This window comes from Aliiroseovarius sp. Z3 (assembly GCF_029105185.1).
GTDB lineage: Bacteria > Pseudomonadota > Alphaproteobacteria > Rhodobacterales > Rhodobacteraceae > Aliiroseovarius.
Genome location: NZ_JAFMZK010000006.1, coordinates 40252 through 61534, shown reverse-complemented (window position 1 = coordinate 61534; position 21283 = coordinate 40252). Strand labels below are relative to the sequence as shown.

Here is a 21283-nt window from a genome sequence, read left to right as displayed (position 1 = left end):
AGAGGGGAGCTTTCACCGCGACCTCCCCGTCGTGTCATGACTTGCCCGCACCCCCGTCGCGCGATATGCGGAAGGCCATGCCCAGATACGCATTGAAAATCGAATATCACGGCGCGGGTTTCGCCGGTTGGCAGCGCCAGAAAGAACACCCCTCGGTCCAGGGCGCGATTGAGGCCGCCTTGGCCAAGCTGGAACCCGGCGATCACACCATCGCAGCGGCTGGGCGCACCGATGCAGGCGTGCACGGACTGGCGCAGGTGGCCCATTGCGATCTGGTCAAGGATTGGGAACCGTTTCGCCTGTCCGAGGCGCTGAATTATCACCTGCGCGGCCTGCGTGTTGCGATTGTTGATTGCGCCCGCGTGGACGATGATTTCCACGCCCGTTTCTCGGCGCTTGAACGGCGGTATCTGTTCCGTTTGATCAGTCGCCGCGCGCCACTGACCCACGATCGGGGTCTGGCGTGGCACATCAAGCACAAGCTGGACGCAAAGGCCATGCAGGCCGGGGCAGACCGCCTGTTGGGACGCCATGATTTCACAACTTTCCGGTCGTCGATCTGTCAGGCCGACAGCCCCGTCAAGACGCTGGACGAACTGCGGGTCGAGGAGATCGCAATCCAAAACGGAACTGAATACCGCTTTCACGTCCGCGCCCGATCATTCCTGCACAATCAGGTGCGCAGCTTCGTCGGCACGCTGGAACGGGTGGGCGCAGGGGCCTGGACGCCCGATGATGTCAGCCGCGCCCTTGCCGCCCGCGACCGGGCGGCCTGTGGCCCCGTATGCCCCCCGGACGGGCTGTATCTGGCGGGGGTCTCTTACCCAGAAGATCCGTTTGCCTGAGATGCAGGTCACGCGCCCCCGGACCTCTGGCAGATCCATCCCGGCGGGCTTCTGACGCACGCATTCCGTGTTTCCCCTTATGCCATCGCGCATATTCGCCTAACCTCGACCCAGATTTCATCTGGGAGGTATTGATATGAGTCTTGTAGGAACGCTGGCGAAAATTGCCCTTGGCGCTGCCATCGCCAAGGGGGTGTCAAGCATGGGTCGGGGCAGCACGCGCCAACGCCCCGCATCTGATCCGGGCAGCGGCAGCATATTTGGCAGCGATCATTCCCCCGGTGGTGGTCTGGGCGATTTGCTGGGCGGCCTGTCCGGCGGGGCGCCAACGACCGCCCAAAGCTCGGGTGGCGGGTTGTCCGACATGCTCGGAAATATCCTGCAGGCTGGCGGCGGGGCGCAACAATCGGGTCGGCAACCCGCCAATCCCGGCGGCGATCTGATGGACATGCTGGGCGGCATGTTGGGTGGCTCACGGGCCGGCGGTGCTGCGCAGGGCGGCCTGGGGGGCTTGCTGGAAAGCCTGTCAGGCGGCGCCCAAGGGGCAGGCCCCGCAGCCCCGGCACCCGGATCGCTGGGCGACATGCTGAACGATGCGTTTCAACGCGGCGGCTCCCCTTCGGCAACCCCGACACAAGAGCAAGAGGATCAAGCCGCTGTTCTGCTGCGTGCCATCGTGCAGGCCGCCAAATGTGACGGACGTATCGACGAACGCGAGAAAGAGGCGTTGATGCAGCACATGGGTGACATGACGCCCGACGAGGTGGATGCAGTAAACGACGCCTTCCGCCGCCCGGTCAGCGTCGAGGGGCTGGTCCGCGACGTGCCACGCGGAATGGAGGCACAGGTCTATGCGATGTCGCTGGTAGGGTTGGACCTCGACAGTCAGGCGGAAGCGAAATACCTGCATGCATTGGGTCAGGCCTTGGGGATTGACCCCCGCACCGCCAACGCAATCCATCAGCGGATGGGCGAGCCTGCTTTGTACAGCTAAGCGCCAACAGGTTCAGACTGAAATGGCACCATGCAAGTGGTGCCATTTCTGCGTTATCGGTGGTTGATGCGTTACCTGCGGCTTTACAAAGCGCCCTTTTCGGCAAGCGCCTTCACATCCTGCACAGCCGCATGGATATGACGCTCCCGCGTTCGATGGTTGGTAAATGCCGCACGCAGACAGATCATCCCATTCACATGGGTGGTCGAAAACACCGCCCGCTGATCGAGCTGCAGTTTGATCGCAATCTGGCTGTTCAGCGTCGACTGCTCTTGCAGCGACAGATCTGGGTTTGCGGTAAACACACAGATGTTCGACACAACCGGCGCAACCAGCGCCATGCCCTGCGATTGAACCAGATCAGCCAATAGTGCGGCTTGCGCGCAGTTGCGGGTAATCGAGGCCGCGAATGCGTCTTCCCCGAACATTTCCAACGCGCACCAAACCTTCAGCGCGCGGTTGCCCCGCGACAGGTCGATACCGTAGTCGCAGAACCAGCGGTCGCCCCCGGACAGCCCAGCTTCGAACCCCTCAAGATAGGGCGGGCGAACGGCGAAAGCGGCGCGGTGATCAGCCTCGTTCGCGATCAGGGCCAGGCCGCAATCATACCCGACATACATCCATTTGTGGAAATCCATCGCGATGCTGTCGGCCCGCTCGATCCCGTCGCTCAGACCGCGCCAGGGATCATCCGCCAGCCGCGTCCACGCGCCAAAAGCGCCGTCGACATGCAGCCAGATATCCTGCGCTTTCGCGACATCGGCCAGGGCGTTCAGGTCATCGAAACTGCCGACATCCACGGACCCGGCCGTTCCGACGATTGCCAGTGGCAGAAAGCCGTCGGCGCGATCCTGTGCGATTTGCTGCGACAGGGCCAACACATCCATCTTGCCATGATCGGTCCGGACAAGCCGCAACGCGTCGTGCCCAAGGCCCAACAACTCAACCGCCTTGCGCGTCGCATTGTGAACCCCGTTTCCGGCATAAACCGTCAGCTTCGCTTGCGACCCTTCGGCCCGCAGATTCGGAATGGCGCGCACCTTTGCCGCCTGAAGCGACAGAACCGTGGCCTGTGAAGTGCCAGTGACAAGCACCCCGCTTGCCTCGGGACCCATGCCCATCTTGCGGCGCGCCCAGTCGATAACCGCCCATTCCATCGCGTTGGCCCCATGATGGCGCCCGCCGACATTCGAATTCATGACCGCCCCGGCAAGCCCCGCCATCAGGTCAGACGGCAACCCGCTGCCCTGAACCCACCCCCAGAACTGCGGGTGCGTGTTGCCGCTGTGATAAGGCATCACCTGTTCGGTCAGGCGCGCGACCAGATCGCCGCCCTGCCCGATGGCGTAGGTTTCAGACAGGTCATCTGGCGGCACCTGCCACGGATGACTTTCGGCCGCGCACATGCGATCAACGCAGCGATCCAGAAAATCGTGCATCTGCTCGCGAAAAACGTTCCAATCAGGTGGGTTAAGGTGCCCATCGGGGTCAATTTCGACAGGCTCAATACCTTTGATATTCATCTGTTCCGTCACAATCCGGTCCTTCAAAATTCTTAGCAAAAAAAGGTCTTTTAATACAATCAGGGTGCACACCCGCCCTTTTCCCGGTCGGGTCGCTCTGTCATACTACACCAAATCGCAAAGCAAAGCAGCATGCAGGGCAAAAAATCTATGAGCAACGATCTTTTGGCTGATCAGGGCCACGACACCTATGACGCATCCTCGATCGAGGTGCTGGAGGGGTTGGAGCCTGTTCGCCAGCGGCCCGGCATGTATATCGGCGGCACCGATGAGCGCGCGCTGCACCATATGGTGGCCGAAATCCTCGATAACTCGATGGACGAGGCGGTTGCGGGCCATGCCAACCGGATCGAGGTTGAGCTGCACGCCGATTACGCCGTCACCATCCGCGACAACGGGCGCGGCATCCCAATTGATCCACACCCCAAGTTCCCCGACAAATCGGCGCTGGAGGTCATTCTGTGCACCCTGCACGCGGGCGGCAAGTTTTCCGGCAAGGCCTATCAGACCTCGGGCGGGTTGCACGGCGTGGGCTCGTCGGTGGTGAACGCCCTGTCGGATTCGATGGTGGTTCAGGTCGCCAAGAACAAGGAGCTGTTCGAACAGCGCTTCTCACGCGGGATCCCGCTTGGCCCGGTCGAAAAGATCGGCGCTGCCCCCAACCGGCGCGGCACCGAAGTCACCTTTCACGCGGATGAAGAGATTTTCGGCCATCACCGGTTCAAACCAAAGCGACTGTTCACCATGGTGCGGTCCAAGGCTTACCTGTTCTCGGGCGTCGAGATTCGCTGGAAGTCGCATATTGACGACGGCGAAACCCCGGCAGAGGCCACATTCCACTTCCCCGGCGGGCTGTCCGATTACCTGAAGGAAACGCTGGGCAGCGCGTCGGTCTATGCCGATCAGCCCTTCGCCGGAAAGGTCGAGTTTCGTGAACGCTTCAACGAACCCGGTTATGTCGAATGGGCGATCAACTGGACGCCATCGCGCGACGGCTACATCCAGTCCTATTGTAACACCGTGCCAACGCCCGAGGGCGGCACCCATGTCACCGGTTTCTGGGCCGCGATCCTGAAAGGCATCAAGGCGTATGGAGAGTTGGTGGGCAACAAGAAGGCCGCCAATATCACCCGCGACGACCTGATGACGGGCGGCTGCGCGCTGGTGTCTTGCTTCATCGCCGATCCGTCTTTCGTCGGGCAAACCAAGGACCGGCTGTCGACCGAAAGTGCCAACAAGATGGTCGAGCAATCGGTGCGCGACCATTTCGACAACTGGCTGGCGGCAGACACCAAATCCGCGGGCGCGATCCTTGATTTCCTTGTGCTTCGGGCCGAGGAACGTCTGCGCCGCAAGCAGGAAAAGGAAACCGCCCGCAAGACCGCCACCAAGAAGCTGCGCCTGCCCGGCAAGCTGGTCGATTGTTCCGCGACAAACCGCGAAGGAACCGAGCTGTTCATTGTCGAGGGCGACAGCGCCGGTGGCTCGGCCAAGATGGCGCGGGATCGCAAGACGCAGGCGCTTTTGCCCCTGCGCGGCAAGATCCTGAACGTGCTGGGGGCGGCGTCCTCGAAACTGGGCACCAATGCGGAAATCAGCGACCTGACACAGGCACTGGGCGTGGGCCTTGGCACCAAGTTCAACGTCGATGACCTGCGCTATGACAAGATCATCATCATGACCGACGCAGACGTGGACGGTGCCCATATCGCGTCACTTCTGATGACGTTCTTCTTCACCCAGATGCGCCCGATGATCGACGCAGGCCACCTGTATCTGGCCTGCCCGCCGCTGTTTCGCCTGACCCAAGGGGCCAAGCGGGTTTACTGCATCGACGAGGTCGAGCGTGACGCGTGGCTTGAAAAGGGGCTGGGCGGCAAAGGCAAGATCGACGTCAGCCGCTTCAAGGGGCTGGGCGAAATGGACGCGAAAGACCTGAAAGAAACCACGATGGACCCGGCCTCGCGCACGCTCATCCGCGTCACGATTGACGAGGACGAACCGGGTGAAACCGCAGCCTTGGTTGAGCAGTTGATGGGCAAGAAACCCGAGCTTCGGTTCCAGTATATTCAGGAGAACGCGAAGTTTGTGGAGGAGTTGGATGTTTAGTCGGACTTTTGGCTATATTAAAAATAACAGTTTTATGTTCTTTGCGATTGTAGTGGGGATCGTTGGGGCCAACCTATTTGCATCCAGCGGCACCACTCTGTTTTCACGACACAAAGAGATCACTGAAGTTGAGGTAAGAGCAGGGCTCTTAGAGACGGATTTCGGTCAACTTTACAATGTTATTGCGGCTGAGTTCCCTTCTGAATTCGACGCAATGATTAAGAACACGGTTTCGATCTCGAATGACAAAGGCATCACCAAAGCCGAGCAACAGCGGCTAATCTTTCAGTCTTCGCAAGAATTTACCGCGACTTTGCGCACCGAAAACATTCACCACATTGCGCACGCATCGACGGAGTCTCTTCATGATTTGCAAGCAGCGAGTTTGGCTGTGATGGAAGCGTTGCAAACTAAACCAACCATTTGCGCAAAATATGTTCTATTTGGTGGTGTCGGCCTCTCCAGATCAGAGGCGCAAGAACTACCTTTTGATCTGGTGATGGATCTGTCTACTAAGACATTTGTGGTTATTGCAGAAGGCAGGAAGGAGAAAATCCTGCGCCCTGCAGCGACAGAAGAAGACTGGCAATCGGTCGCTGAACAGTGGATGGCTTTGCCAACAACTGACGCTGACTATCTTCAGGTGCTCATATCACCCGACGCGAACAATCCCCTGACTTGTGCAGCGGCCCTTAGCTTTGAAAGGTTCTTGACGTCATACGATGGAGAGAATGCCGCAAGCATCATCGCCAGCAGTCGAACCGAAGGATAAACCGAATTGCTGCAACAAACTAGGTTTAAGTTTAGTCCGGCTCACCCCTGCACACTCTCCAAATACTCCGCCAGCCTTACCAAGGCCCCCGGCGTTGGAGTCTGCACGCCTTTTTCGTCCACCCAGACCTCCATTTCGCTTTCCAGATAGGCGCCGAATTCGGGCATCGGGCCGCGGTGGGTGCCTTGGGCATAACCGTCGATGGTGGACATGACGTAGCGCGCGGGGAATTTGCCGCCGTGGCGGGCGGTCAGGGTGGTCAGGTCCGGTGCCCCCGCCATCGCGCCGCCCTTGGCGTCTGCCCCATGGCACAGGGCGCAATTCTCGGCAAAGATCTGTGCGCCGGTTTCATCCGTCACGTCGATCTGGTTGGACTTGGCGGGGAATATGCCGTCCTGCTCGCACGCGGCAAGGGTCAGGGTCAGGGCGGGGATGATCAGGGCGGTGCGCAGCATGGAACCTCGCTTGCGTTTGGGGGTCGGGAACAGAGTATCACGCGCGGGTCCGCGTTCAACCGGAAGGTGGCGGGGCGGCGGCGATTTGCGCCTTTGCGCCCGCGCCTTGCACGATCACGCCCGCATCCAGCCTGAGCGTTCGATCCATCCGCCCGGCAAGCTCAAGGTTGTGGGTGGCGATCAGGGCCGACAGGCCGGTGTCGCGCACCAGCTCCATCAGCGCGGCAAAGACCGTGTCGGCGGTGTCCGGGTCAAGGTTGCCGGTGGGTTCGTCGGCCAGCAAAAGCGCGGGACGGTTGGCCAGCGCCCGGCAGAACGCAACGCGTTGCTGTTCGCCGCCCGACAATTCCGCAGGCCGGTGCGTCGCGCGGGCATCGACGCCCACCCGCGCCATAAGCTCCATCGCGTGGTCGCGAGCCGGTTTGTCGCCGATCCCGTTGGCCAGTTGCGGCAGGACGATGTTCTCCAGCGCCGTGAACTCCGGCAGCAGGTGGTGGAACTGATAGATGAACCCCACCTCGTTCCGGCGGGCGGCGGTGCGTCTGCGGTCCGACAGCGCGCCCATATCCTGCCCGTTGATCGCCACCTGCCCCGCATCGGCAGTGTCCAGCAGCCCCGCGATATGCAGAAGCGTCGATTTGCCGGACCCCGAGGGCGCAACCAGCGCCACAACCTCGCCCCGCGCGATCTGAAGGTCGGCCCCACGCAGCACGCGGATTTCGCCGGGCGTGCCTTCGTTATAGGTCTTTTCGATGCCCGACAGGTGCAGAACAGGGTTACTCATAGCGCAGTGCCTCGACCGGGTTCATCCGGGCCGCTTTGCGCGCCGGAAACAGGGTGACAAGAAAGGACAGGGTCAGCGACAGGCCAACCGCCGAGGCCACGTCCCAGAACTCCAGCTTCGCAGGCAGGCGATAGATGCCGCGGATCGACGGATCCCACACCCCGCCCCCGGCAAAGTAATCCACCACCGAGAAGATGGCGTCGATGTTAATGGCAAACAGGCAGCCAACGACAACCCCTGCGATGGTGCCGACAATCCCGGTCAGCGACCCGCACAGGAAGAACACGCGCAGGATGGACCCTTCGGTCAGGCCCATCGTGCGCAGGATGCCGATATCGCGTCCCTTGTTCTTCACCAGCATGATCAGGCCCGAGGTGATGTTCATCGAGGCAATCAGCACCAGCACGGACAGGATGATGAACATCACGTTATCCTCCATATCCAGTGCGCGCAGAAACGCGCCGGACCGGTCGCGCCATGTCCAATAGGTCGACGGTTCCCCGGTCGCGGTCAGGATATCCTCGATCAAACGGTCCACGCGTTCGGGGTCTTCGACAATGACCTCGATCTGATCGGCGGTGCCTTCACGGTTGAAGAAACTCTGCGCCTCGGCAAACGGAAGATAGACGCGGGTGCGGTCGATATCCCAGCGCCCGGCGGTGAAGATATAGGTCACGTCATAGGCATTCACCCGCGGGCTGGTGCCAAAGGCGGTTTTCACCCCGTTGGGCGAAATGATCTTGATCTTGTCGCCCAGCCCGATGCCCAGTTCCGCCGCCACGCCCGACCCGATGGCGATGCCGTCCTCGAACGCGGTGATGTCGCCCACGAAACTTTCCGGCTTGGCCACGCGCGGGATGGCCAGAAGGTCGTCATAGGTGATGCCGAACACCTCGACCCCCGCGTTGTTCTGGCCCGCATTGGCCATGACCTGCCCCTTGATCAGGGGGGCCGCCCGCATGACGCCGGGCACCTGGGCGATCCGCGTGGCCCACCCGTCGTAATCGGTGATCGTGTTTTCAACCTGCCCGGCATCATTCACATGGCTTTGGGCAAACACTTCGACATGCGCATTGGCTCCAAGGATCGTGTCGACAAACTCGTCGCGGAACCCGGTGCGCACGGCCAGCGTGATGATCAGGGCCGCAACCGCCAGCGTGATGCCGATCAGGCTGATCCATGTCATCGTGCTGACGCCCCCATCGGCACGCCGCGCCCGCAGGTATCGCCACGCTATCTGCCACTCGAACCGTGAAAACGGGGCTGTGTGTTTGGACACCTGTTTCTCCTGACCTCTGGTCTTTCGCGGCAAGTTGGGGGTTCGGGGGGGCAACGTCAAGCGGGCGCGCGATGTTGGCAATGTTTCGCCATTCCGACCCTGCACCGTTAACTTGTGGAGAAACCAACGTTTTCTGTGGACAACTGCTTCACTTGCGAAAGTTTGTCTTTACAGGGACTCGGCGACCTGACACCATATCTAGTAAGGGCAAGGCGCGCAGAACGCCGAACCTAGTACAGGCATCAAGTCTTAGTGGCCGCATTTGGTCTTGGCCGACCATCTGCACACCACGCCGCAAGGCTGAAACGAATGGAAGGACAAAACATGTCCGCGACCGAGCAGTTCATCGAAAGTGACGACCTTCACCCCATCGACATCGTCGAAACCATTGCAGAACACCACGCATGGGAGTTCGACCGCGTGGCCGATGACCAGATCGCGATGGCCGTTGAAGGACAGTGGCGCACCTATTCCCTGACATTGGCATGGTCGCCCTATGACGAAACCCTGCGGCTGATCTGCACGTTCGAGATGGAGCCGCCCGAGCATAGCCTGCCCAAACTTTACGAGGCGCTGAACCGCACCAATGATATGTGCTGGACCGGGGCTTTCACCTATTGGCATGAACAGCGGTTGATGGTGTATCGCTATGGCCTTGCGCTGAATGGCGGGCAGATCGTCAGCCCGCAGCAGATCGACCAGTTGATCTCAAGCGCGGTTGCCACATCAGAACGCTTCTATCCCGCCTTCCAATTGGTTTGCTGGGCGGATCGCAGTGTGGACGACGCGCTTCAGGTCGCCATTGCCGAGGCATATGGCCGGGCCTGATACAACCACATGACAGGCAACGAACAGAGCTCAGCTTCGGCTGGGCTTTTTTGCTGGCCCCCAGCCTGACGCTCGCGTTATCCATGGCAGCAACAACGGAGGAGCCATGATGAGCGCTGGGAACGTGAAAGAGCTTGAGGCACGCGGACTTGTGCTGCTGGGGTGCGGCAAGATGGGGTCGGCGATGCTGGAAGGTTGGCTGGCGCAGGGTTTGCCTGTCGGGTCTGTCTGGGTGAATGATCCCTACCCGTCTGATTGGCTGACCGGGACAGGGGTGAACCTGAACACAGACTTGCCGGACGATCCGGCCATTGTCCTGATTGCCGTAAAGCCGCAGATGATGGCCGACGCCTTGCCGACCTTGAAAGCATATGGGAACAGCGACACCCTGTTTCTTTCCGTCGCTGCGGGCACACCGATCACAACTTACGAGGCGATGCTGGGCGACAAAACACCGATTATCCGCGCGATGCCCAATACCCCTGCCGCCATCGGTCACGGGATCACGGCGATTTGCGGAAATGACCACGCGACAGCTGCGCATCTGGACATGGCAGAGGCACTGCTGTCGGCGGTCGGGCAAGTTGTCCGTCTGGACGGGGAACACCAAATGGACGCGGTCACGGGTGTTTCCGGTTCCGGCCCCGCCTATGTCTTTCACCTGATCGAAACGCTGGCGGCGGCTGGTGTCGCGCAAGGTCTGTCGCCGGAATTGTCGATGCAGCTGGCCAAGGCCACCGTTGGCGGGGCGGGCGCATTGGCAGAACAGGCCGACGATGATCCGGCGCAACTGCGCAAAAACGTCACCAGCCCCGGCGGCACAACCGCCGCCGCACTTGAGGTGTTGATGAATGAAACCGACGGCTTCCCGGCGCTTTTGACCCGCGCCGTTGCCGCTGCCGCCAACCGATCCAAGGAGCTTGCCAATGGGTGATCTGAGTTTTGATGATTTTCTGAAAGTGGACATTCGAAAGGGCACGATCACCCGCGCTGAACCCTTTCCCGAAGCCCGCAAACCCGCCATCAAGCTGTGGGTCGATTTCGGGGCAGAGCTGGGCGAAAAGAAAAGCTCGGCACAGATCACCGTGCATTACGACCCGGAAACACTGGTGGGCAAAGAGGTGCTCGCGGTCGTCAACTTCCCCCCGCGCCAGATCGGCCCGGTGATGAGCGAGGTTCTGGTCCTTGGTGTGCCCGACGAGAATGAAGAGGTCGTGCTGCTGACCCCCGACAAATCCGTGCCCAACGGTGCAAGGATGTATTGATGAAACTTTTCATCTCGCGCCCCTTGCCTGACGCGGTCATTGATCGCGCCCGTGCGGGTTTCGATGTGACTCTGCGCACCGAAACGACATCTATGTCGCAAGACGAAATGGTCGCTAGCCTGCGCGACTATGACCTGGTGTTGCCCACGCTGGGGGATTTCTATTCGGCGGAGGTTTTTAATGCCGCGAAAGACATCCGCGCCAAGCTGCTGGCCAATTTCGGCGTCGGCTATAACCATATCGACGTGGATGCCGCCCGCGCCCATGGGATCGCTGTATCCAACACACCGGGCGCCGTAACGGACGCGACTGCCGACACCGCGATGACCCTGATCCTGATGACAGCTCGTCGCGCGGGCGAAGGCGAGCGTATGGTGCGGGCGGGTCGTTGGGACGGCTGGCACCCGACGCAGATGCTGGGGATGCACGTTACCGGCAAAACCGTCGGCATTATCGGCATGGGGCGGATTGGCGAGGCAATCGCCGCGCGGTGCCAACATGGGTTTGGAATGAACGTGGTGTTTTTCAACCGATCGCCAAAATCCCCGCCCTTCCCAGCGCGTCAGTTGGACAGCATCCACGACGTGGCCCATACCTGTGATATACTCGTGATCGCCGTCCCCGGAGGGGCGGACACCCGGCACTTGATCGACGCTGACACGTTCAACGCAATGCAGCCCCACGCCATTCTGATCAATATTGCCCGTGGCGAGATCGTGAACGAGGCCGCCTTGATCACCGCACTTGATGAAGGACAAATCGCCGGCGCCGGTCTGGATGTGTACGAGTTTGAACCCAAGGTGCCTGACGCCCTGATCGCGCGGGAAAACGTGACTTTACTGCCCCATCTGGGCACGGCGACGCTTGAGGTGCGCACCGCGATGGGAATGCTGGCGATGGACAATCTGGAAGCCTTCGCAGCAGGCAAACCGCTGGTCAGCCCGGTCTGACTTAAACTCCGGTTGCGATGTCGCCGACCGCCTCACGCCAGTGGCGCCGACAAAGCGAAACATAGGTCTCGTTCCCGCCGATCTGGACCTGATCGCCAGCGGTCAGCACATTGCCTTCCCCGTCCTGGCGCACAACCATCGTGGCCTTCTTGCCGCAATGGCAGATCGTGCGGACCTCGCGCATTTCATCAGCCAGCGCCAACAAAGCAGCAGAACCGGGAAACAGTTTGCCCTGAAAATCCACACGCAAACCATAGCACATGACCGGCACACCAAGATCGTCCACCACGCGCGCCAGTTGCCACACCTGTTCGGGTTCAAGGAACTGCGCTTCGTCGATGAACACACAGGCACAGGGACCAGCCTCCAACCGCGCCTTTATCTTCTGAAACAGGTCTTCGCCCGCGGCAAATGTATCGGCATCAGACCCGATCCCGATCCGGCTGCCAATACGGGCTGCGCCAGCGCGTTTGTCCAACTGTGCGGTGATCAAATACGTCTGCATCCCGCGCTCGCCATAGTTATGGCTGGCTTGCAAAAGCAGGGTCGATTTCCCCGCATTCATCGTGGAGTACTGAAAATATAGTTTTGCCATGTACAGGGATTACGCGGCGCAGGTGCTGTGATCAAGACCATCCGGCGACATGGGCGCAGACGAAAAGGGGGCAGCAGAGACGAAATCAATACCGAGGTCTGCGGGTCGAAACCCTGGGGATGGAACGGACCTCAAACTCACTACGCGTGTCCTGCTGACACTGACCTGATCACCCGACCAGATCCCCGCCATAATACACATGACGGGCCCTTTCCGCGCGCTGGCGCAACTTGCGCCAAGCACTCGATAAACTCACCAACTTGCCACGAACTAAATAAGCCATTCCATTGCGCTGAGAATAATGGGAAAAGAATACCGGATTTCCCCGCAAGCCAATGCGGACGCGATGAGGTTACGAATATGGACAGTATCGGCAGCTATCTGAAAAAACACACCGAGGCATTGGTCAAGGATGTGGGGCTTGAAGCCGCCTGTGAGCTTACAGGCAAATCCAAGGCGACACTGGGTCGGTACTATTCCGACAGTGACGAGCATTCGGATCGCTTCATGCCAGTCGACGCCGTTGCTGCCTTGGAAGAAGCTGCGCGTTACCCTCATGTCACAGGCGCACTGGCAGAGCTGCGTGGCATCACCATGTCTTACGATGCCGAGCGCAAGAACACCCAAGGGGGCGGTGTGAATGCCGACGTTATCGCGCTGTCACAGCGGTTTGCCATGTTGATGGGCGAGTATCAGCAATCCATAGAAGACGGCGTCATCACAATCAATGAAGCCAAACGGCTGCTGCGTGAAACGCTGGCACTTCAACACGTGCTGATCGACATGAAGCTGCATCTGGAAGAAGAAAGCGGCAGCTAAGGGTTCACCCCAACAAGATCGCCAGCCATGCAACGCCACCGGCCAACGCTGACAGCGCAACAAAGGCGCTACCTGCATCCTTTGCCTGCCTTGCGAGTGGGTGAATGTCTTTCGTGACAAGATCGACGGCCCGCTCGATCGCCGTATTGATCAACTCCGACGCCACAACCAGCACGGACAACGCAAGCATCAGGGCGCGCTCGCCCCGGCTCAAATCAAGCCATAGCGCAAGGCCGCAGGAAAGAAGGCAGACAATCGTCCATTGGCGCAACGACTTTTCGGTTTCCCATGCGGTGCGCCACCCAGCCAAGGACCAGATACAAGTGTTCCAAAAGCGTTTCAGTTCTGACCGGATCATTGCCGCACCTGCGGTTGGGCATTGGCGATGTAGTGATCCACGCAATCCTGTACGCGGCGAAATCGGTCGCCGCCCAGCTTGGTGCCGCCGAACCAACGCGTGACCACGATAATATGCCCAAACAATTCTTCGCGCTCGAGCATCCTGAGAATGACCAACCCGGCACCGGCCTCTCCATCGTCCCCCTTAACCGGGCCATCATCGGGTAGGATCGCCGCCCACGTGTTGTGAGTGGCTTTGGCAAACCGCTTGTCGCGGGCAAGGTCTTTTAGAAACGCCTTTATCTCGGCGCGCGTTGCGACCGGGCCACCCGATACGGCATATTTGGACCCTCGATCCGATAGAAATCCACTGAATTGCTGCATATGTCCCGGCACCCCCCTTTTACCAACGACCGCGCTTGAATCTGGCTCTGGTCTTTGCCGCGCGAACGCGTAAACTCGACCTATGTTTACCATTGAGCACGAATTTGATGCCACTGTCGTCACTCTTGTGGACGAGGGCAGAGAGCATCTGAACGAAGATGTCACGATCAATGCTTTCGACGACTGCGTTACGTTGGAGCAATGGGATCCTCGCACGGACCTGGTGCACCGAATTACACTGTCACTTGCTCAGCTCAGGGATCTGACCGCGGCTCTGAACCTGCCTGAAGGGATCTATCGTTCAACGCAGACCAAGGAAGAGTAGGTCTTCGTCGACATGGGAGATTGACTTCCCCTTCCCCAAACCTCGAAGTGTCTGATGCCTCCGGCGGGGATATTTGGAACAAGAAAAAGCGTAGGCTTTTGTTAACCAATCCGCGTTAGCTTGGTTTTGCGGTACAGGCGGGGACGCCGATGACCGCACAAGGAAAAGCGAAAGCTTGAAAGAGAGGGCGACCCCCTCTCTTTTTTCTTGTTCTAAATATCCCGGGGTGAGGTCGCCCGCGCAGCGGGCGGCCGAGGGGCAGCGCCCCTTGGGACGTTTCAACAGATCGCTGAGACGGTGCGTCGCCTTGGTCAGTAGCTGTATTCTGCATAAAGGTGCTTCAAATCTCCGCCCCATTCGCCATTGTATTTGGCAAGTAATTCACAGGCGGGCGAACGCCCTTCTTCGACACTTTCCTGAAGGGCATTCAGGAAGTGGGTCTCGTCGGGCACCAATCCGGCATTGCCTGCGCGGGCACGGGCTTTCAGGCCGGTCTCGGCTATTTTTAGCGCCTCACGTGCAAGGTCGTGCAGGGTCACACTGCCAGCGCCGCCTTGCAGACCGTTTACCGAGGCTGCGACACGCAGGCCCTCGCGCGTTTCCGCATCAAGTCCCTTGACCAGATCCCATGCAGCATCAAGGCTGCCCTTATCGTACATCAATCCAACCCAGAAGGCCGGCAACGCACATAGGCGGCGCCACGGGCCACCATCGGCACCGCGCATCTCCATGTATTGCTTGATACGGGCTTCGGGGAAGATTGTGGTCAGGTGGTCGGCCCAATCGGAAAGCGTTGGGGTTTCGCCGGGCAGTGCGGGAAGTTTGCCTTGCATGAAGTCGCGGAAGGACTGACCCAGTGCGTCGATATATTCCCCGTCGCGATAGACAAAATACATCGGCACATCGAGCGCATATTGCACATAGCGTTCAAACCCCATCCCGTCCTCGAACACGAACGGCAGCATTCCCGTGCGGGCCGGATCCAGATCGCGCCAAATGCGCGATCGCCATGATTTGTGACCGTTGGGTTTGCCTTCAAAGAAGGGTGAATTGGCGAACAGCGCGGTGGCCACGGGTTGTAACGCCAGCGCCACGCGGAATTTCTGCACCATGTCGGCCTCGTCTGCGAAATCGAGGTTCACCTGCACCGTGCAGGTCCGATACATCATCTGTTTTCCGTGGGTTCCGACCTTGTCCATGTAGTCGGTCATCAGCTTGTAACGCCCCTTGGGCATCACCGGCATCTGATCATGCGTCCATTCGGGTGCCGCGCCGAGACCGATGAAGCGCGCACCAATCCCGTCGGCGACGTCCTGCACCTCGCGAAGGTGTTCATTCACCTCATCACAGGTTTGGTGGATGCTGTCCAAAGGCGCTCCGGAAAGTTCGAACTGCCCACCCGGTTCAAGACTGATATTGGCCCCCTCGCGTTCAAGGCCGATCAGGTTTCCGGCTTCACGCACCTCGGTCCAATTGAAGCGGTCTCGCAACCCCTCCAACATTGCCAGGATGGACCGCGGCCCATCATATGGCAGCGGTTTAAGCGTATCCTTGCAATAGCCGAACTTCTCATGTTCGGTGCCGATTTTCCACGCGTCGCGCGGTTTGCAACCGTCTACCAGATACTGGGCCAACTGGTCGTGGTGGGTGATCGGTCCGCCGCCGGACTGAGGGATGGACATGGGCGTCTCCTGCTTGTTCGCGCCTTGCAAGGTCTTTCAGTGGTGGGCCAACGGGCCGGGACTGTCAATGCAATGACATGACCGGTCGTTGCCAGATCACGACAGTGTCATGGGGCGGCGTATTGGCCGCACGGATCGCACCATTGATGTCGGCACCCGGTAAGGCGGTCAATGCATCGAACAATGCCTCGGCGCCTTTTGCCTGCGCCGGAACGAACAGAATGTCGTTTCCTGTGCGAAAGCGCCAAACCGCTGTGCCCGCGCGATCTTCGGCAATCTCGACCAGCCCAACATCATCTAACGAGACAAAACCACCGCCGACGGGGGCCAGATAGGTGATTTGTCGTTCATCCACCTGCACGACGCCAACACCACCATGTCCTGCCCGAATGCGCGCGTGACGCAAGCCCGACCACAGTATGGCGACCCCGAATGTCGCGACAGTCAGCCCTATCCACTTGATCAACCCTAACGAACCAATAGCCCACCAGAGCCCCAACGCGATCACCACGCCGCCCATTATCGCTTCGCGATACCGGGCAAGTGTTTCACCTGCTTCTGGCCGCATAAAACTCATCCGTCAGAACCTATCACGCACGGTTCAGCGAGAATTGCCAGGGTATAGGTGCCGATCCTTTGAAAGCCGATGGCTTCATAAGCGCGGCATGCCGGTTCACCGCTGGCAAACAGAATGGCGATTTTCACGCCGCGCTTTCGAGCTTCCAAAAGGTGAAGCGCAACAGCGGTGCGGGCGTAGCCTTTCGACCGGTGCTCTGGCGGAGTGTAGACGCCCCCGATCTGTACCATGTCCGGCAATGCGGCGTTAAACGCCGTTTTTGCCACGGGAGTGCCGCCAACCTCTAGAATACGATGATTGTCCGAATTCATGTGCGCGTGCGCATTTGTTCGGGCGCGAATACGGGTTTCTTCAGTCGCCGATGAACCCAACACACTGGTGTCATAATCCATGACCCAATCAAACAGTGTATCGAAATCACCAGGTTGGGCCGGGCGAAGCCGCGCATCGACCAACGGGGGTTCGAGATCCCGTAAATCCAGTTTGTAATGCGGTTCATCCCGCATCATTGAGAATGGCGCATCACGCAGGTCCAACACATCCAGCGCAACCTTGATCTGAGGCGTCGCCCCTGTGATCCCCGCCACCGTCGCTCCGTGCAACACATCGCGAAAGGCCTGCCAGTCCGCGGGGTCATTGTCGGGCGATTGGCCCATCAAAAACCCACCATTGCTTCGCCCAAAAACCGCGCGAATGGGTCCGTCTTCGATCAGCCAGAATGTGGTGGCGCGTGGATCGTCTGAGCGATTTGGCCCAACACCGAATTGCGCCAGATTGGATCGCAGAAACATCGAGCTTTCGGAATGTGGCTTGAGGAACGCATCAATCGCACCCTCGTCCCCCGATTGCGCCAAGCGGATCACGACCAGTCCCCCAAGGCCTGCTGCCAAAGCGTCATTGCCGCCACCGCCGCCGTATCCGCGCGCAAAATGCGCGGGCCAAGGCTGACGGGATGGGCATTGTCCATCGCGTGAAGGCGAGCACGTTCACGATCCGAAAACCCGCCTTCCGGGCCAATGAAGATGGCCCAGCGGTGACCGCTGGCGGCAGAAAGCGTCTCGGCCGCGCCCACCAACGCCTCGTCGCAGAACATGATTTGGCGATCCTCGGGCCACGCATCCAACAGTTTGTCCATGCGCATCAGGTCGACGACCTCGGGCACATAGGTGCCGCCGCATTGTTCCGCTGCTTCAACTGCGTGGGCCTGCAGGCGGTCGCGTCGGATGCGTTCTGAATTCGTGAACTCGGTTTGCATCGGCTGGATCAGGGCAGCACCCATCTCGGCAGCTTTCTCGACAATGAAATCCGTGCGCGCCTTCTTGATGGGTGCAAAGCACAGCCACAGGTCGGGGGGCATATGCAAAGGCCGCGACTGGGCCTGACATTCCAGAACACCCTTGCGCTTCCCGGCTTCCACAACCTGCGCCGTGAACTCTCCGTCCCGGCCATTGAACAGCGCCACCAGATCGCCTTCGCCCAGCCGCATCACCCCAAAAAGGTAATGCGCCTGCTCACGTTCCAGCGAAACGGTTTGCCCCTCGGCCAAGGGGTGATCTACATAGAGCCTGACTTTCGCCTGTTTCATGAGGGGAACCTATGACCCAAAACGCCGATATGCCAGAGCCAAAAGGACGAGTGTCCGACGCGTACACCGGCAATTGGGTCGATCATCGCGCCCCGGACTGGAGCCGCCCGTATCTGCGCCTGAGCCGCGCGGACCGGCCCATTGGTACATGGCTTCTATTGCTGCCCTGCTGGTGGGGCGTATTGCTGGCGGCAAATGTCACCGGGCGTTTCGGCTGGATGGATGTGTGGATCATGGTGGGGTGTGCCATAGGCGCTTGGTTGATGCGCGGGGCCGGGTGCACCTGGAACGATATCACGGATCGCGACATCGACGCACAGGTCGAACGGACGCGCAGTCGCCCCATCCCCTCGGGACAAGTCACGACACAGCAGGCGGCGATATGGATGGCACTGCAAGCCCTGATCGCCTTCGGAATTCTGCTGACCTTCAACGGCGCTGCCATTTTGCTGGGCATCATCTCGCTGGTGCCGGTCGCCATCTATCCCTTCGCCAAGCGATTCACGTGGTGGCCACAGGTCTTTCTCGGCATCGCATTCAACTGGGGCGCCCTTCTGGCATGGACGGCGCATACCGGAAGTCTTGGCTGGCCCGCGGTGATGCTTTATGTCGCAGGCATTGCATGGACACTGTTTTACGACACGATCTATGCCCATCAGGATACGGAAGACGACGCCCTGATCGGCGTCAAATCCACGGCCCGCCTGTTTGGTGAAAACAGCAGAAAATGGCTTCTGCTGTTTCAGATACTGACCGTCGTATTCATGGCATTTGCAGTGGTTTTGGCCTTGGCGCCCGGTGCGAACGCGCTTTTGCTGGCCATCGCACTTGGCGGTGTTTGGTTTATGGGCTGGCACATGATGTGGCAGCTGAGACAATTGAAAACGGATGATCCCGAGACCTGTCTTCGGCTGTTCCGCTCCAATCGCAATACCGGGCTGATCCCTGTGCTGTTTCTCGCCATTGCGATATTGCTTTGATTGCGCCGAACTGCGACAGGCCTTAAGAAGCGTAGGATTCACAAGATAACGGACGCCATTCAGTATGCGCCTTTCGCAAGTTATTCTGGTTCCTGCCTCGTTTTTTGTCGCTGCATTGGTGTCGCTTCTCGCAGCCAATCTTGCCGTTTCCGCGATCGAGACAACATCGCAGGACGGCGTTACAAGCGAGCTTTTTCTGCAGGGCCATGAATGGGCCAGTGTCGAAGCAGACGGGCTTCAGGTGATCCTGTCCGGTGTGGCCCCCAATGAAGCCGCCCGGTTCCGCGCACTTGCTGCCGCTGGCAAGATCGTCGATTCGACACGCGTCATCGACAATGTGACGATCCCGGCGGCCGAAGCGATCAAGCCGCCACGCTTTTCGATCGAGATCTTGCGCAATGATGCCGGTATTTCGATGATCGGACTGATCCCGGCGGCGTCCGACAGGGACGCCCTGAACAAAGACGTCAATGCGATTGCACGCGATTCACATGTCACCGACCTGCTTGAGACCGCCGACTATCCAGTGCCTGCAAACTGGGACGAGGTGCTGGCCTTCTCCGTTTATGCGTTAGAGACTTTGCCGCGTTCTAAGATCTCGATGGATGCGGACAAGGTGGCGATCACCGCTCTGGCAGATAGCGAGGAGCAGAAAGCCGAATGGGCACGCGACCTGAAACGCGCCGCCCCCCGCACGGCGCTTTTGTCGATTGATATTTCGGCCCCCCGCCCCGTGATTACCCCGTTCACCCTGCGGTTCCTGATAGACGACGACGGGCCGCGCTTTGACGCCTGTTCTGCCCATACAACCGTGGGGCGGGCGCGGATCGTGTCCGCTGCGACCGAAGCGGGCCTGACCGACGCGGCCAACTGCACCATCGGGCTGGGTGTTCCATCACCCGATTGGCCGGACGCGGTTGAAACTGGTATTCGCGCGGTCAGCGAGTTGGGCGGCGGGTCTATCACCTTCTCGGATGCGGACGTGACCCTTGTCGCCCCCGACACCACCTCGCAAGCCACGTTCGACCGCATCGTGGGCGAGTTGGAGAACAACTTGCCAGACCTGTATTCCCTGCATTCGGTCCTGCCCGCACCGGTGAAGATCGACGGCAGTGGCGAAGGCAGCGGGCCGCCGGAATTCGTCGCCACCCGCAGCCCGGAAGGGTTGTTGCAGATGCGGGGCCGCCTGACGGACGAAACCTTGCGCAGTGCCACTGAAAGTTTCGCCCGGGCAAAGTTCGGATCAGGCAATGTGTATCCGGCTACACGGCTGGACAGTGAATTGCCGAATGACTGGCCGACCCGTGTGCTGGCCGGGTTGGAGGCGCTTTCGTTTCTATCCAGCGGGTCGGTTGTGGTTCAGCCCGAGGTCGTGGACATTCGTGGCGTTACCGGCGACCCGGACGCAAGCGACTCGGTCTCGCGCATTCTAAGCGAAAAACTGGGTGCATCTGAGAACTTTCAGGTCAATGTGGATTATCAGGAAGAACTTGATCCGCGCCATGCGCTGCCCAGCCCCGAACAATGCGCCGCCACGATCAATGCGATCCTGGCCAAACAGAAGATTACATTTGCCCCCGGGTCGGCGAATATCGAAGCCTCGGCCGCCGGAATCATCGACGAGATCGCAGAAGCCATGAAAGATTGCGTGGATGTGCGGATGGAAATTCAGGGCTATACCGACAGTCAGGGGCGCGAGGAAATGAACCTTGCCCTGTCACAAAGCCGGGCGCAGGCCGTTTTGAACGCGCTTCTGACGCGACGCATTTTGACAACGAACCTGACCGCTCAGGGCTATGGCGAGGCGGACCCGATTGCCGATAACGGCACCGAAGACGGTCGCGAAGCCAACCGCCGGATCGAGTTCCGCCTGCTGGACACGTCCGAAGCGAAAGTCAGCGATGCTGACACAGATCAGGATGGGACCACTGACGCGGGCGAGACAGGTGAAACAGATGAACCATCATCAGCGCCTGATGACGGCACGACCCCGGATGCCGATGCTGACACCGGCGCTGAGGGTACCGCACCCTCGGATTCTGACGCTGGTGAAGCTGATCCCGACGCACCAGACGGGGACGCGGCGCAAGACGCCGAGGCCCCGCCCTACAGCGGCGTTGACGTATTCACGCCCGAAACTGATGACACCCGCCCCCAACCGCGCCCCGAGCGCTAGGCACCAGACAAGGACCA

At 59.8% G+C, this 21283-nt stretch carries 23 protein-coding genes; 12 read left to right on the top strand and 11 right to left on the bottom strand.

Going from position 1 to position 21283, the window contains the following annotated elements; translation table 11 throughout:
- The first annotated feature begins 77 nt into the window (after positions 1-77).
- Positions 78-845 carry a tRNA pseudouridine(38-40) synthase TruA gene (gene truA / locus J3R80_RS11835; protein ID WP_275393994.1) on the top strand — a complete coding sequence of 256 codons (768 nt, stop codon included), beginning with the start codon at positions 78-80 and terminating at the stop codon, positions 843-845.
- Positions 846-981: 136 nt separating this feature from the next.
- Complete coding sequence (locus tag J3R80_RS11830) at positions 982-1839, top strand: DUF533 domain-containing protein (protein ID WP_275393993.1); 858 nt, start codon at positions 982-984, stop codon at positions 1837-1839.
- Positions 1840-1922: 83 nt separating this feature from the next.
- On the opposite strand, the gene J3R80_RS11825 is transcribed toward J3R80_RS11830, so the two are convergent.
- Positions 1923-3374: a pyridoxal-dependent decarboxylase gene (locus J3R80_RS11825; RefSeq protein WP_275393992.1), complete on the bottom strand. Its 1452-nt coding sequence runs from the start codon at positions 3372-3374 to the stop codon at positions 1923-1925.
- A 138-nt stretch (positions 3375-3512) separates the two neighbouring features.
- On the opposite strand from J3R80_RS11825, the gene parE reads away from it, so the two are divergent.
- The gene (gene parE / locus J3R80_RS11820) at positions 3513-5471 is read left to right on the top strand and encodes a DNA topoisomerase IV subunit B (RefSeq protein ID WP_275393991.1); all 1959 of its coding nucleotides are present in this window, start codon (positions 3513-3515) and stop codon (positions 5469-5471) included.
- The gene (locus J3R80_RS11815) at positions 5464-6243 is read left to right on the top strand and encodes a hypothetical protein (RefSeq protein ID WP_275393990.1); all 780 of its coding nucleotides are present in this window, start codon (positions 5464-5466) and stop codon (positions 6241-6243) included. The genes parE and J3R80_RS11815 overlap by 8 nt, the downstream gene beginning before the upstream one ends.
- A gap of 41 nt (positions 6244-6284) precedes the next feature.
- Here the strand turns inward: J3R80_RS11815 and J3R80_RS11810 are convergent, their stop codons facing one another.
- Genes J3R80_RS11810 through J3R80_RS11800 form a run of 3 tightly spaced genes read right to left on the bottom strand, consistent with a single transcriptional unit; the run spans position 6285 to position 8761 of the window.
- A complete protein-coding gene (locus J3R80_RS11810; protein ID WP_275393989.1) occupies positions 6285-6698 on the bottom strand; it encodes a cytochrome c in 414 nt (137 codons plus the stop codon).
- 55 nt (positions 6699-6753) lie between these two features.
- Positions 6754-7482, bottom strand: a complete 729-nt coding sequence (locus J3R80_RS11805; protein WP_275393988.1) for an ABC transporter ATP-binding protein — start codon at positions 7480-7482, stop codon at positions 6754-6756.
- A complete protein-coding gene (locus J3R80_RS11800) occupies positions 7475-8761 on the bottom strand; it encodes a lipoprotein-releasing ABC transporter permease subunit (RefSeq protein ID WP_275393987.1) in 1287 nt (428 codons plus the stop codon). Before J3R80_RS11800 ends, J3R80_RS11805 begins: the two co-directional genes overlap by 8 nt.
- A gap of 324 nt (positions 8762-9085) precedes the next feature.
- On the opposite strand from J3R80_RS11800, the gene J3R80_RS11795 reads away from it, so the two are divergent.
- The 4 genes from J3R80_RS11795 (at position 9086) to J3R80_RS11780 (ending at position 11804) form a co-directional block, all read left to right on the top strand.
- Positions 9086-9589 (top strand): YbjN domain-containing protein, encoded by a 504-nt coding sequence (locus J3R80_RS11795; RefSeq protein ID WP_275393986.1) that lies wholly within the window; start codon positions 9086-9088, stop codon positions 9587-9589.
- Positions 9590-9698: 109 nt separating this feature from the next.
- A complete protein-coding gene (proC, locus tag J3R80_RS11790) occupies positions 9699-10523 on the top strand; it encodes a pyrroline-5-carboxylate reductase (RefSeq protein WP_275393985.1) in 825 nt (274 codons plus the stop codon).
- Positions 10516-10854 carry a tRNA-binding protein gene (locus J3R80_RS11785; protein WP_275393984.1) on the top strand — a complete coding sequence of 113 codons (339 nt, stop codon included), beginning with the start codon at positions 10516-10518 and terminating at the stop codon, positions 10852-10854. Before proC ends, J3R80_RS11785 begins: the two co-directional genes overlap by 8 nt.
- Positions 10854-11804 (top strand): D-glycerate dehydrogenase, encoded by a 951-nt coding sequence (locus J3R80_RS11780; protein WP_275393983.1) that lies wholly within the window; start codon positions 10854-10856, stop codon positions 11802-11804. The genes J3R80_RS11785 and J3R80_RS11780 overlap by 1 nt, the downstream gene beginning before the upstream one ends.
- A gap of 1 nt (position 11805) precedes the next feature.
- Here J3R80_RS11780 and J3R80_RS11775 read toward each other — a convergent pair whose 3' ends face one another.
- Positions 11806-12399, bottom strand: a complete 594-nt coding sequence (locus J3R80_RS11775; RefSeq protein WP_275393982.1) for a thymidine kinase — start codon at positions 12397-12399, stop codon at positions 11806-11808.
- A 360-nt stretch (positions 12400-12759) separates the two neighbouring features.
- Here J3R80_RS11775 and J3R80_RS11770 point away from each other — a divergent pair, with 360 nt between their 5' ends.
- Positions 12760-13218, top strand: coding sequence for a hypothetical protein (locus J3R80_RS11770; RefSeq protein WP_275393981.1), 459 nt, complete (start codon positions 12760-12762; stop codon positions 13216-13218).
- A 4-nt stretch (positions 13219-13222) separates the two neighbouring features.
- Here J3R80_RS11770 and J3R80_RS11765 read toward each other — a convergent pair whose 3' ends face one another.
- Positions 13223-13576, bottom strand: a complete 354-nt coding sequence (locus J3R80_RS11765) for a diacylglycerol kinase (RefSeq protein WP_275393980.1) — start codon at positions 13574-13576, stop codon at positions 13223-13225.
- Complete coding sequence (locus J3R80_RS11760; protein WP_275393979.1) at positions 13573-13941, bottom strand: YigZ family protein; 369 nt, start codon at positions 13939-13941, stop codon at positions 13573-13575. Before J3R80_RS11760 ends, J3R80_RS11765 begins: the two co-directional genes overlap by 4 nt.
- A gap of 82 nt (positions 13942-14023) precedes the next feature.
- Here J3R80_RS11760 and J3R80_RS11755 point away from each other — a divergent pair, with 82 nt between their 5' ends.
- Positions 14024-14266: a hypothetical protein gene (locus tag J3R80_RS11755; RefSeq protein WP_275393978.1), complete on the top strand. Its 243-nt coding sequence runs from the start codon at positions 14024-14026 to the stop codon at positions 14264-14266.
- 311 nt (positions 14267-14577) lie between these two features.
- On the opposite strand, the gene J3R80_RS11750 is transcribed toward J3R80_RS11755, so the two are convergent.
- The 4 genes from J3R80_RS11750 to J3R80_RS11735 form a co-directional block, all read right to left on the bottom strand.
- Positions 14578-15948: a glutamate--cysteine ligase gene (locus J3R80_RS11750; RefSeq protein ID WP_275393977.1), complete on the bottom strand. Its 1371-nt coding sequence runs from the start codon at positions 15946-15948 to the stop codon at positions 14578-14580.
- A 64-nt stretch (positions 15949-16012) separates the two neighbouring features.
- Positions 16013-16516 (bottom strand): hypothetical protein, encoded by a 504-nt coding sequence (locus tag J3R80_RS11745; protein WP_275393976.1) that lies wholly within the window; start codon positions 16514-16516, stop codon positions 16013-16015.
- Positions 16517-16521: 5 nt separating this feature from the next.
- On the bottom strand, positions 16522-17415 hold the full coding sequence (locus tag J3R80_RS11740) for a GNAT family N-acetyltransferase (RefSeq protein WP_275393975.1): 894 nt from the start codon (positions 17413-17415) through the stop codon (positions 16522-16524).
- The gene (locus J3R80_RS11735; protein WP_275393974.1) at positions 17385-18110 is read right to left on the bottom strand and encodes a 16S rRNA (uracil(1498)-N(3))-methyltransferase; all 726 of its coding nucleotides are present in this window, start codon (positions 18108-18110) and stop codon (positions 17385-17387) included. Before J3R80_RS11735 ends, J3R80_RS11740 begins: the two co-directional genes overlap by 31 nt.
- An 11-nt stretch (positions 18111-18121) precedes the next feature.
- Here J3R80_RS11735 and ubiA point away from each other — a divergent pair, with 11 nt between their 5' ends.
- Positions 18122-19090, top strand: a complete 969-nt coding sequence (gene ubiA, locus J3R80_RS11730) for a 4-hydroxybenzoate octaprenyltransferase (RefSeq protein ID WP_275393973.1) — start codon at positions 18122-18124, stop codon at positions 19088-19090.
- A gap of 64 nt (positions 19091-19154) precedes the next feature.
- Positions 19155-21266 carry an OmpA family protein gene (locus tag J3R80_RS11725; RefSeq protein ID WP_275393972.1) on the top strand — a complete coding sequence of 704 codons (2112 nt, stop codon included), beginning with the start codon at positions 19155-19157 and terminating at the stop codon, positions 21264-21266.
- Positions 21267-21283: the final 17 nt, after the last annotated feature.

Bases quoted from the DNA above. Each gene is read 5' to 3' on its own strand.
- J3R80_RS11810 (WP_275393989.1), bottom strand. From the start codon at position 6,698: ATGCTGCGCACCGCCCTGATCATCCCCGCCCTGACCCTGACCCTTGCC.
- J3R80_RS11735 (WP_275393974.1), bottom strand. From the start codon at position 18,110: ATGAAACAGGCGAAAGTCAGGCTCTATGTAGATCACCCCTTGGCCGAG.
- J3R80_RS11760 (WP_275393979.1), bottom strand. From the start codon at position 13,941: ATGCAGCAATTCAGTGGATTTCTATCGGATCGAGGGTCCAAATATGCC.
- J3R80_RS11775 (WP_275393982.1), bottom strand. From the start codon at position 12,399: ATGGCAAAACTATATTTTCAGTACTCCACGATGAATGCGGGGAAATCG.
- J3R80_RS11815 (WP_275393990.1), top strand. From the start codon at position 5,464: ATGTTTAGTCGGACTTTTGGCTATATTAAAAATAACAGTTTTATGTTC.
- J3R80_RS11795 (WP_275393986.1), top strand. From the start codon at position 9,086: ATGTCCGCGACCGAGCAGTTCATCGAAAGTGACGACCTTCACCCCATC.
- J3R80_RS11785 (WP_275393984.1), top strand. From the start codon at position 10,516: ATGGGTGATCTGAGTTTTGATGATTTTCTGAAAGTGGACATTCGAAAG.
- ubiA (WP_275393973.1), top strand. From the start codon at position 18,122: ATGACCCAAAACGCCGATATGCCAGAGCCAAAAGGACGAGTGTCCGAC.
- truA (WP_275393994.1), top strand. From the start codon at position 78: ATGCCCAGATACGCATTGAAAATCGAATATCACGGCGCGGGTTTCGCC.
- J3R80_RS11745 (WP_275393976.1), bottom strand. From the start codon at position 16,516: ATGCGGCCAGAAGCAGGTGAAACACTTGCCCGGTATCGCGAAGCGATA.
- J3R80_RS11750 (WP_275393977.1), bottom strand. From the start codon at position 15,948: ATGTCCATCCCTCAGTCCGGCGGCGGACCGATCACCCACCACGACCAG.
- J3R80_RS11770 (WP_275393981.1), top strand. From the start codon at position 12,760: ATGGACAGTATCGGCAGCTATCTGAAAAAACACACCGAGGCATTGGTC.
- J3R80_RS11830 (WP_275393993.1), top strand. From the start codon at position 982: ATGAGTCTTGTAGGAACGCTGGCGAAAATTGCCCTTGGCGCTGCCATC.
- J3R80_RS11755 (WP_275393978.1), top strand. From the start codon at position 14,024: ATGTTTACCATTGAGCACGAATTTGATGCCACTGTCGTCACTCTTGTG.
- J3R80_RS11765 (WP_275393980.1), bottom strand. From the start codon at position 13,576: ATGATCCGGTCAGAACTGAAACGCTTTTGGAACACTTGTATCTGGTCC.
- J3R80_RS11805 (WP_275393988.1), bottom strand. From the start codon at position 7,482: ATGAGTAACCCTGTTCTGCACCTGTCGGGCATCGAAAAGACCTATAAC.
- J3R80_RS11780 (WP_275393983.1), top strand. From the start codon at position 10,854: ATGAAACTTTTCATCTCGCGCCCCTTGCCTGACGCGGTCATTGATCGC.
- parE (WP_275393991.1), top strand. From the start codon at position 3,513: ATGAGCAACGATCTTTTGGCTGATCAGGGCCACGACACCTATGACGCA.
- proC (WP_275393985.1), top strand. From the start codon at position 9,699: ATGAGCGCTGGGAACGTGAAAGAGCTTGAGGCACGCGGACTTGTGCTG.
- J3R80_RS11725 (WP_275393972.1), top strand. From the start codon at position 19,155: ATGCGCCTTTCGCAAGTTATTCTGGTTCCTGCCTCGTTTTTTGTCGCT.